The organism is Blastococcus mobilis (assembly GCF_900188025.1).
Classification (GTDB): domain Bacteria; phylum Actinomycetota; class Actinomycetes; order Mycobacteriales; family Geodermatophilaceae; genus Blastococcus_B; species Blastococcus_B mobilis.
This window is the reverse complement of the sequence record NZ_FZNO01000029.1, coordinates 44,780-53,104: the sequence shown is the minus strand read 5'-3', so window position 1 is coordinate 53,104 and position 8,325 is coordinate 44,780. Positions and strand designations below refer to the sequence as shown.

The window sequence follows — 8,325 nt, the reverse complement described above, 5'->3', positions numbered from 1 at the left end:
ACAAACGCGAGTTCGTCTTCCGAGGCACCATCGACGTCGCCTCGATCAAGATCTGGCTGCGGACCCCTGCCAGCCAAGATCCGCCAGACACGCCCTAGTCGGTGTTCGGTGCCGGGAACTCCGGCGGACAGCCGTCGGGGTGGACGACCTGCCCGATCCGGGTGGCGATCTCGCGCAGCTGGCGCACCTGGGCCTTCGTCAGCGGGTCGAAGACCAGTCGGCGTACCTCGGCGACGTGCCCGGGCGCGGTGGCGACGATCTTGTCCCAGCCGGCGTCGGTGAGGACGGCGAGGGTGACCCGGCCGTTCTCCGGATCGGGCCGGCGGGTGACCCCAGCCGCGCTTGTCCAGTCGGTCGACGGTGCGCGACAGTCGGGTCAGGGATCCGTTGGCCTCTTCAACGGGAAGTACGCCGTCTCCGGCGCCCAGCCCGTCGAGGTCTTCCAGCGGGCGCTGGCAGCCGCGGCGGGGCGTACGTCGTGACGGTCGGCCGGAAGGTGCTGTAGACCATCACGGCGGGCGCGCGCCGGCGAGTAATTGGCCGCAGGCGTGCGCCCGCCGTCAGGCGATGCGTGGGTGGCCGAGGAGGGCCGCTGGCGACCCTTGGTCGCTGGCACTTTGGCACTTGGCCAGAGTTTCAGGCCGCCGCCATCGGTAGTCGGGCCTGATCGAAGCGGGCGTTGACCTGCTGATCGATGGTCCGCAGCGCGGCGCGGAGCGGTGGCGGCGCCTGCGGTGCGGAGGTCGCGAGCAGCGGCCGCAGGACGCGGTTGTGCACCTTGGTGTAGAAGATCGCGAAGGCTTGGCCGTCGGGAGTGAGCTGGTAGAGGTTGCGGCCGGGAACGCGGGTGATCAGTCCGTTGCGGCGCAGCCGGGTGAGGTCGTAGCTGGCGCGGTTCATGCTGTAGTCGCCGCCGATAAGTCCGGTCATCAAGGCGCGCAGGCTCTTGTTGGTGAGGCCGGTGACGGCGAGCAGGCTGGAGCAGAGGGCGCCGGCCAGGGCTTGGACCCGAGGGTCGCCGAACCGCAGGGCCGGGGCCCTCCGCCCCTCCATGGTGACGGTGGGGTGCGCGATCCGCTCAAAGGCTGGACTCGCGAGGACGCAGCCCTGGCCGACCCGTTCAGTATCGAGCAGTCGGCGGTTGGCGTCACGGGCCTTGGTCTGCAGCGCCTCGAGGTTGGGCAGGCGGCGCTGGCAGCCCAGGTCGTAGGGGTCGGTGACGACGGTTTCGATGCGTAGCGCGCGGCCGTCTTTGAGGTATTGCTTGATCCGGGAGTGCTTGTAGAAGGCGTTGACGGTGACGTCGACGCCGCGGGTGACGACCTTGGTCGTGAAGGTCTCCGGAACGGCCGGTCTGCGGCCTCGCCGTACCGGCGCCCGGAGAAGATCAACTCGACCTGGTCGGGTCGGCCGATGTCGAGGTCGTCGGCGCCGAGCGCCTCGAAGAACCCGCGGGCGTGCCGGGGCTGGGTGAACACGATGGTGCGGGAGACCTCGACCTGGCGCATCGAGAGCTCCCACCAGTAGCCGGCTTCCCGGTCGGCGTCGGTCAGCGGCGTCGGCAGAACCGACAACCAGCGTTCGGCGAACACCCCGATCGTGCCGGGCCCGAGCCGGTCGCAGAGGGCCTGCAGCCGGTCCGGGTCCTCGGCGGCGGCGAACCCGTTGGACAGTTCGGTGAACCCGATGCCCGCCCGGGTGGCCTGCCGTTTGGCCCACTCGTGCCCGTTGAGCCAGATCTTGGCCGGATACGGGAAGTAGGCGCAGATCTTGATGAACGCCGGCCCGAAGTCGACGTCCCAGAGGTAGAAGTAGAAGCAGGCCACGACGGGCAGGTCGGCGTCCGGGGTGCCGTCCGGCGCCGGGCCGCCCGCGGTGATCCAGCCGGCCAGGGCTTCGGCCCGGGGCGCCTCGTGGACGCCGGCCAGCCACACCGTGCGGCTCGACCGCCCGGTGGGAGCGTCGCGGTGGGCGACCGCGGCGACGGCGGCGAGAGCGCAGGCGCCGAGGCAGCCGGCGGTGACCAGGACGGCTCCCCGGGTGCACCGCACGGTCTCCTGCAGCTCGGCGACGCTGTCCTGCGTGCCGGCGAGGCCCCGCAGCGCTGAGCACCGGTGCCCCACGCACAGCGCGAGGAGCGGACTGCCGGGGTCGCAGGGCGCTGTCGAGAGGGTCTGCGGTACGGGGGGCGCGGCGGGTCACCGCAGGAACCCCCGCTCGGCGGCCTTCCGCAGGCGGGCCGGCACGAGCTGCTCGACGCCGTCGATCCGCACCCGCACGAGCGGGACCGGGCTGGCCTTCCACCGAGCGCGGCGGGACCGGGTCCGGGACCGGGACGTGCGCCGCTTGGGGACCGCCATCGGTCAGCCCCGGCCGCGGGTGCCGTAGCGCTGGAGGAAGCGCTCGACCCGGCCGGCGGTGTCCAGCACCCGCTGGTTGCCGGTCCAGAAGGGGTGCGAGGCCGCGCTGATGTCCACGATCACCAACGGGTAGGTCTCGCCGTCCAGCTCGATGGTCTGGTCTGTGGCCACCGTGGACCGGGTGCGGTAGGTGGCCCCGCTGGCGGCGTCGCGGAAGACGACAGTGCGGTACTCGGGGTGGATTCCTCGGCGCATCAGGAGCGCTCCTCTCGGTTGGTCACGTGGGTGCTGCTGTCGTCGGTGGGGCTGGATGCCTCGCACGGGTCCTCGTGCCAGGTGCCGAAGGGGTCCGGGTAGCGGCGCCACGCGTCCGGGCCGGCGGTCCACTCCTCGTCGGTGAGGGCGGCCGCGTGCAGGGCGGCGGTGATCGCCAGGGCGGGCTGCCGGTGGGTGAGGACGACCAGTTCGGTGTGCCGGTCGCCGTGGACCGGGTCCCAGCGCAGGGCGGCGGCCACCCGTCGCTGCGGGTCGACGTCGGCCCAGGCGGCGTCGTCCAGCGTCGCCAGCCACGGGCCGGCGTCCCCGACCCGCAGTCCCTGACCGGCGGACTCCAGCCAGACGGCCCGGTCGTGCTGGCTGGCCAGCCACAGCCGGCCGCGGCTGCAGACGACCCCGTCGAGGAGGAGGTCGAGGGCCTCATGCAGCCGGCCGGGGTGCAGCGGCCGGTCCGGGCTGAACCGGACCAGCTGCACGCCGCAGTCCTCGCCCAGCGGGGGCTGGCCCGCCAGCAGGGGGTCGTGCGCGGTGGAGATCCGCCCGCGGCGGGCGCCGGCGGGAACGGCCGTCAGCAGGCGGTCCGGGTGCACGCGGACGTCGGCGCGCGGGACCCCGGGGACCAGCCGGTCGAGGACGGCGTCGAGCCGGGCGCCGGCCCAGGCGTCGGCCGGCGGGCCGGCCAGCACCACGGCGTCGGCGAAGGCCACCTGGCTTAGCGCGACCTGGGCCAGGGTGCGGTCGTCATCGAGCGTGGCGGCCAGTCCCCGGTCGGCGAGGTCGTCGCCGCCGGTGACGTCGTCCAGCCAGCTCGCTGCCTCGACCACCGCCAGGACGCCCTCCACCCGCACCCAGTCGCCGGCGGTCTCCGGCGTGCCGCCGGTCTCGTCGTCCAGCAGCACGTTGGCGACCGACCAGCACAGGTGCTCGGGCTCGAGCGCCGGATCCAGGTGGAGGACGACCCGGGTCACGTCGTTCCGCCGGGCCAGGGCGCGCAGCAGCGGCAGCAGGTCCAGCCGCAGGGTGCAGGACAGGCAGCCGTGAGCCAGCTCGACGGCGGTGGCCTGCTCGGCGACGGCGTTCCCGGTGCGGTGCCGCTGGGTCCGGAGAACGGCGCCCTGCCCGAGCTGGCTGACGTCGTGGTGGACGACCACGGTGCCCGGCCGGTCCAGCAGTGCTGTGCCGACCTGGGCGGCGAGCCGCCGGTGCAGGCCGCTGAGAAGCACGAGGGGCGTGCGGGAATCCGTCATGCCCCCACCCTAAACAAAAACGACAACCGTTTTCATCTAGGCTGTGAACGTCCGCAGACCCCACCCTGGAGGTGTTCGACCGTGGCCACCTACTGCGAGGTGACCGGCCGCCGGCCCGGCTTCGGCAAGGCCGTCAGCCACTCCCACCGGCGCACGTCCCGCCGCTTCGACCCCAACCTGCAGCGCAAGCGCTTCTTCCTGCCCGCCGAGAACCGGTGGATCCGGCTCACCGTGTCGGTGAAGGGCATCAAGACCATCGACGCCCAGGGCATCGAGGCGGTGGTGGCCCGGCTGCGCGCCACCGACCCCGACGTGCGCCGCCGGCTCGGCCCGGGCCGGAGCAGCTGATGGCGCGCGCCACCGACATCCGGCCGATCGTCCGGCTCAAGTCCACGGCCGGCACCGGCTACACGTACGTGACCCGCAAGAACCGGCGCAACGACCCCGACCGCCTCGTGCTGCGCAAGTACGACCCGATCGTCCGGCGGCACGTCGACTTCCGGGAGGAACGCTGACATGGCCAAGACCTCGAAGATCGCCCGGGACCAGCAGCGCAGGGAGGTGGTCGCCCGGTACGCCGAACGACGGACGGCGCTGAAGGCCGCCGTCCGCGCTGCTGCCACCCCCGAGGAGCGCGCCGACGCGCAGCACGCGCTGCAGCGGCTGCCCCGCGACGCCAGCCCCACCCGGCTGCGCAACCGCGACGCGGCCGATGGCCGCCCCCGCGGCCACCTGCGGAAGTTCGGGCTCTCCCGCGTCCGCTTCCGGCAGATGGCCCACGACGGCCAGCTGCCCGGCATCCGCAAGGCCAGCTGGTGAGCCCGCGCCCCGGTCGCCCGCGGCGCAGGCCTCGGCTAGACGGGCCGGTCAGCTACCACGACGTCGCGCTGCTGCGCACGTTCATCTCCGACCGCGGCAAGATCCGCGCACGCCGGGTCACCGGCCTCGACGCCGACGAGCACCGCCGAGTCGCCCGCGCGATCAAGAACGCACGGGAGATGGCGCTCCTGCCGTACCCGACGACGCGGCGCTGAGCGGGCCGGTCGCCGAGGTGCCCGCCGCGCCTCGGCGACCCGGTCGGGGGTGGCGGTGTGCCACGCCGCCGGCCTCGGCCTGCCTCCTGGGGAGATGACCGGCATGAGACGGTGTCGGTCGGTCGGTGGCAGCCATGTCGCAGTGGGGGAGTGCGCGTGTCCGGTTCCTCGACTGGTCCGCCGGCCGTTCCGCCCGCCGAGCTGGTGCCACCGGCTTCTGGCCGTCGTCGATCCCGGGCGGCGACCGACGTGTTCGTGGGCCTCCTGGTCCTCATCTTGGTGCTCCGCTGGCTGCGACCCGGCTTCTTCGACGATCCCGCCGTGCAGGCCTGGTCGACGATCTTCGTCGCGGGTCTGCCTGCAGGCGCTGCCGTTCCTGGGGATCGGGGTGCTGCTGTCCGCGGCCATCAGTGCCTTCGTCCCGCCGTCGTTCTTCCAGCGGGCCCTGCCACGGCGGCCGGCGCTCGCTGTTCCTGTGGCGGGGCTGAGCGGTGCGGTGCTGCCCGGCTGTGAGTGCGCTTCCGTGCCGGTCGCTGGGAGCCTGGTGCGTCGCGGGGTCGCGCCGGCGGCCGCGCTGGCGTTCCTGCTCTCAGCGCCGGCGATCAACCCGGTGGTGCTCGTCGCCACCGCCGTCGCCTTCTCTGACGAGCCGTTCATGGTGGCCGCCCGCTTCGCCGCCTCCCTGCTCGTGGCCGTCGTCATGGGGTGGCTGTGGACCGGCTACGGGCGGGGGGAGTGGTTGCGGCTGCCCCGTCGGTCCGGTGGCCGGCCGGGGGCAAGCCGCCTCGAGGTCTTTCGGGACGCCGCAGGGCACGACCTGCTGCACGCCGGTGGCTTCCTGGTGGTCGGCGGGCTCACCGCCGCGACGTTGAACGTCGCCGTCCCCCGGGCGTGGTTGGACTCGGTCGCGGACTCTCCTGTCCTGTCCGTCGTGGTGCTGCGTTCCTTGCGGTCGTCCTGGCCATCTGCTCGGAGGCCGACGCCTTCGTGGCCGCCAGCCTGACGTCCTTCAGCCTCACCTCGCGGCTGGTCTTCCTGGTGGTGGGGCCGGTCGTCGACGTCAAGCTGATCGCGCTGCAGTCGGGGACCTTCGGACGCCGGTTCGCGCTGCGGTTCGCGCCGGTGACCCTCGTCGTCGCGGGCCTTTCGGCGCTCGCCGTCGCGTGGGTCGTGTGGTGAGGAGCCGGCCGTGGACCGACTGACCCAGTACTTGGTGCTCCTTCTCCTCGGCGGCGTCACCCTGAGCGTCGCGCTCGGCGACGCCCACCTCGCCTACGTCCAGCCCGGCTTCCGGCCGTTGCTGCTGCTGGCCTCTGTCGTCCTCCTGGCGCTGGGACTCATCGGCGTGGTCCGCGAGCGGTCCCGCCCCCATTCGGAGGCAGCCGCGGCCGGAGGGCACGACCACGGCCATGCCGCCCCGCGGGTGGCCTGGCTGCTGCTCCTGCCCGTGGCGGTGGTGCTGCTCGTCGCCCCGCCCGCGCTCGGTCCGTTCACCGCCGACCGCCAGGCCCAGCAGGTCGTCGTCCCCGAGGACCACCAGGCCCTCGGCATCGGCGCGAACGACCCCGGCGAGGACCACCGCACCATGACCCTGCTCAACTACTCGCTGCACGCGCTGGCCGCGGACACCCGTGCGCTCCACGGTCGACTCGTCCGGCTGACCGGCTTCGTGACCCCGCGGGAAGGTGGCGGCTGGTACGTCTCCCGCATCGGGATCAACTGCTGCGCGGCCGACGCCGTGGCGTTCACCGTCGCCGTCGACGGCGAGCAGGGTGACCTCGTCGCCGACCAGTGGGTCGAGGTCATCGGCTCCTGGGCGCCACCTCGACCGCACCCCAGGAGCGGCTACCCCGAGGCCGTCATCACCCCGCGCTCGGTGATCCCGATCGAGGCGCCGGCCAACACCTACCAGGGCTGACTGGGGCGAGGAGAGCCCCGGCCGTCCGTGCTCGTGTGCGGGTGTCCTCAGCGGTCGGTGCTGCAGGCGCCGCAGGTGCCGAAGACCTCCAGCTGGTGCTGGACGTCGGCGAAGCCGTGCTCGGCGGCGATCTTGGCCGCCCAGCGCTCGACCGGCGGGTCGGCGACCTCGACGGTGCGGCCGCAGGAGCGGCAGACCAGGTGGTGGTGGTGCACCGGCGAGCAGCGCCGGTAGACGGCCTCCCCGTCGCCGCTGCGCAGGAGGTCGACCTGCCCGTCGTCGACCAGCGCCTGCAGCGTCCGGTAGACCGTCGCCAGCCCCACGGCGTCGCCGCGGGCGCGAAGCATCGCGTGCAGGTCCTGAGCGCTGCGGAAGTCGTCGAGCTCCTCGAGCAGGGTCAGCACGGCGCTGCGCTGCCGGGTGTTCCGGCGGCCCGGCACCCCCGCCGGTTCGGGATGGGTCACGGTCGCCCCGCCTTCCCGGCGACCGGGGCGGAGGCCAGATGCTCGCCGTGCTCGTCGTAGTGCACGCCGGCGCCGGTCCGGTGCGGCGCGTGCAGGTGCCCGTCGTGGTGGTAGTCGACATGGTCCCCGTGCGCCACCGCCGGGTGGCCGCAGCCCTCGCCGTGCTCGTGCGGGTGGGCGGCGTGCACCTCGGCCTGCCACTGGTGGCGGCGCCGCGCCGTGGCCTCGCGGACGGCGACGGCCGCGGTCACCACCAGGAACAGCGCGATGGCCAGCAGCACGATCGTGCCGCCCGACGGGGTGCCCGCGTAGTACGAGGCGCTCGTGCCGGCGACGCTGGTGACCAGGCCGATCCCGCAGGCCAGGTACACCGTCTGGCGGAAGCTGCGGGCCAGCAGCTGGGCGATCGCGCTGGGCACGATCATCAGCGCGCTGATCAGCAGCAGGCCGACCACCCGCATCGAGAGCACGACGGTGGAGGCGACCAGTACGGCCAGGACGACGTTGAGCGCCAGCACCGGCAGCCCCACGGCACGGGCGTACTCCTCGTCGTCGCTGACCGCGTAGAGCCGTTGGCCGAGCAGCCACACGACGCCGAGCACCACGACGGTGATGGCGGCGAACACCGCGACGTCGGCGGCGCTGGTCGTGGTGATGGCGCCGAACAGGTAGGCATCGAGGTTGGTGGCCTGCCCGCGCGGGGCCAGCGACAGCAGGACCACGCCGCCGGCGATGCCGCCGTAGAAGAGGACGGCGAGCGCGACGTCCCCGCTGGTCCGTCCGCGTGCCCGGACGAGTTCGATGAGGACCGCGCCGAGCACCGCGGCGACCAGCGCGGTGCCGACCGGGGCGGTGGAGGTGAGGACGCCGATCGCCACGCCGGTGAGGGCGACATGGCCGAGGCCGTCCCCGAGCAGCGAGAGCCGCCGCTGCACGAGGAAGACGCCGACCGCCGGGGCCACCAGGCCCACCATGAGCGAGGCCAGCAGTGCCCGCTGCATGAACCCGTAGTCGAGGATTTCCACG

At 73.5% G+C, this 8,325-nt stretch carries 14 protein-coding genes; 7 read left to right on the top strand and 7 right to left on the bottom strand.

Annotated elements, in window-relative coordinates; genetic code table 11:
* Window positions 1-636 precede the first annotated feature (636 nt).
* The 5 genes from CHB94_RS25430 to mrf form a co-directional block, all read right to left on the bottom strand.
* Window positions 637-930 (bottom strand): helix-turn-helix domain-containing protein, encoded by a 294-nt coding sequence (locus CHB94_RS25430; RefSeq protein ID WP_176445675.1) that lies wholly within the window; start codon window positions 928-930, stop codon window positions 637-639.
* A complete protein-coding gene (locus CHB94_RS25425) occupies window positions 930-2,123 on the bottom strand; it encodes a hypothetical protein (RefSeq protein ID WP_176445674.1) in 1,194 nt (397 codons plus the stop codon). The genes CHB94_RS25430 and CHB94_RS25425 overlap by 1 nt, the downstream gene beginning before the upstream one ends.
* A gap of 75 nt (window positions 2,124-2,198) precedes the next feature.
* The gene (rpmF, locus tag CHB94_RS20660; RefSeq protein ID WP_089338441.1) at window positions 2,199-2,360 is read right to left on the bottom strand and encodes a 50S ribosomal protein L32; all 162 of its coding nucleotides are present in this window, start codon (window positions 2,358-2,360) and stop codon (window positions 2,199-2,201) included.
* 3 nt (window positions 2,361-2,363) lie between these two features.
* Window positions 2,364-2,615, bottom strand: coding sequence for a type B 50S ribosomal protein L31 (locus CHB94_RS20655; protein WP_089338440.1), 252 nt, complete (start codon window positions 2,613-2,615; stop codon window positions 2,364-2,366).
* Window positions 2,615-3,883 carry a ribosome hibernation factor-recruiting GTPase MRF gene (mrf, locus tag CHB94_RS26610; RefSeq protein ID WP_089338439.1) on the bottom strand — a complete coding sequence of 423 codons (1,269 nt, stop codon included), beginning with the start codon at window positions 3,881-3,883 and terminating at the stop codon, window positions 2,615-2,617. Before mrf ends, CHB94_RS20655 begins: the two co-directional genes overlap by 1 nt.
* Before the next feature lie 81 nt (window positions 3,884-3,964).
* On the opposite strand from mrf, the gene rpmB reads away from it, so the two are divergent.
* From rpmB to CHB94_RS20620, 7 genes are all read left to right on the top strand, one after another.
* The gene (rpmB, locus tag CHB94_RS20645; protein ID WP_089338438.1) at window positions 3,965-4,231 is read left to right on the top strand and encodes a 50S ribosomal protein L28; all 267 of its coding nucleotides are present in this window, start codon (window positions 3,965-3,967) and stop codon (window positions 4,229-4,231) included.
* Window positions 4,231-4,398 carry a 50S ribosomal protein L33 gene (gene rpmG / locus CHB94_RS20640; RefSeq protein ID WP_089338437.1) on the top strand — a complete coding sequence of 56 codons (168 nt, stop codon included), beginning with the start codon at window positions 4,231-4,233 and terminating at the stop codon, window positions 4,396-4,398. Before rpmB ends, rpmG begins: the two co-directional genes overlap by 1 nt.
* A gap of 1 nt (window position 4,399) precedes the next feature.
* Window positions 4,400-4,702, top strand: coding sequence for a 30S ribosomal protein S14 (gene rpsN, locus CHB94_RS20635; RefSeq protein ID WP_089338436.1), 303 nt, complete (start codon window positions 4,400-4,402; stop codon window positions 4,700-4,702).
* Complete coding sequence (rpsR, locus tag CHB94_RS20630; RefSeq protein ID WP_254920810.1) at window positions 4,699-4,917, top strand: 30S ribosomal protein S18; 219 nt, start codon at window positions 4,699-4,701, stop codon at window positions 4,915-4,917. The genes rpsN and rpsR overlap by 4 nt, the downstream gene beginning before the upstream one ends.
* A gap of 94 nt (window positions 4,918-5,011) precedes the next feature.
* Complete coding sequence (locus CHB94_RS25820; RefSeq protein WP_368073873.1) at window positions 5,012-5,920, top strand: permease; 909 nt, start codon at window positions 5,012-5,014, stop codon at window positions 5,918-5,920.
* Entirely contained in the window at window positions 5,905-6,096 is a 192-nt protein-coding gene (locus CHB94_RS25815) for a hypothetical protein (protein WP_217899412.1), read from the top strand. The genes CHB94_RS25820 and CHB94_RS25815 overlap by 16 nt, the downstream gene beginning before the upstream one ends.
* Before the next feature lie 10 nt (window positions 6,097-6,106).
* The gene (locus CHB94_RS20620; protein ID WP_089338434.1) at window positions 6,107-6,835 is read left to right on the top strand and encodes a TIGR03943 family putative permease subunit; all 729 of its coding nucleotides are present in this window, start codon (window positions 6,107-6,109) and stop codon (window positions 6,833-6,835) included.
* 47 nt (window positions 6,836-6,882) lie between these two features.
* On the opposite strand, the gene CHB94_RS20615 is transcribed toward CHB94_RS20620, so the two are convergent.
* A complete protein-coding gene (locus tag CHB94_RS20615; RefSeq protein WP_089338433.1) occupies window positions 6,883-7,299 on the bottom strand; it encodes a Fur family transcriptional regulator in 417 nt (138 codons plus the stop codon).
* The gene (locus tag CHB94_RS20610) at window positions 7,296-8,324 is read right to left on the bottom strand and encodes a metal ABC transporter permease (RefSeq protein WP_089338432.1); all 1,029 of its coding nucleotides are present in this window, start codon (window positions 8,322-8,324) and stop codon (window positions 7,296-7,298) included. Before CHB94_RS20610 ends, CHB94_RS20615 begins: the two co-directional genes overlap by 4 nt.
* Between the last annotated feature and the right edge of the window lies 1 nt (window position 8,325).